The sequence below is a fragment of the Kitasatospora nipponensis genome, from assembly GCF_039528135.1.
In the GTDB taxonomy this organism is placed as follows: Bacteria; Actinomycetota; Actinomycetes; order Streptomycetales; family Streptomycetaceae; genus Kitasatospora; species Kitasatospora nipponensis.
In genome coordinates this window covers 1-718 of sequence record NZ_BAAALF010000703.1, presented here as the reverse complement: position 1 = coordinate 718, position 718 = coordinate 1, and the positions used below count along the sequence as shown (strand labels likewise).

Annotated in this window: 1 protein-coding gene; it reads right to left on the bottom strand. The window is 66.2% G+C overall.

The window, feature by feature from the left end; translation table 11 throughout:
• Window positions 1-468: 468 nt before the first annotated feature.
• The coding region (locus ABD323_RS42825) for a DUF6093 family protein (RefSeq protein ID WP_344447449.1) at window positions 469-718 on the bottom strand (250 nt) is incomplete at its 5' end.

Sequence of the window (718 nt, the reverse complement as noted above, 5' to 3'; positions counted from 1 at the left end):
CCTGAGCCGCCCTGCGACAGGAATCGCCGCCGCCAGGACACCGAGTGCGGCCGTAACGACCGCCTCCCCCACCCAGGGGGTGGCGGACACAACGACGACGACGATGACGATGACGGCCAGCCAGGTTCGGCCGTCGGGGAAGGTGCACTGCGGGTTGATGCGCGTCGTACGAACCATGATGCCCCTCATTCGTTGCAATCCGATGCGGGGCCGGCGCCAGCCTCCACCATTGTGCTGCCGTGAACCTAGCGTTTTTCCAAGGAAGTTGAGGATGATCTTGAGCTTCCCTTGAGGTTCCGACCCTCTCGCCATTCGGCATGGACGCCTCGCACGAGATCACGGACCAGTGGGGTTCATCGCCCACCAGCCGGTTCCTCTCTGATCATCCGTCGAATACCGAAATCGCAGAGTGCCGTCCCAGTTCAATGACGACACCCTGCGCCCCGTCCTCTTCCAGTCACGGCAGGGCTAGATGATCACTACCTCGTCCAGCCGGGTGATTCGTGCGACGGCGACAGTGCTGGCCTCGCCCGGGTCGAGGGCCTGCCAGGTCCGGCCAACCGTGCCGGCAGTCGGGGACTTCGCGGTTATGACGGTGACCAGGTCGCCGCGCTGCGGGAGCGGTGCCGACAGAGGGGTGACGAGCCCGTACCAGGAGGCGGTGTCCTCCACCCACCCGCCGCCCACCAGGTGCTCGACCGCAGCGTGACCGTGCGCG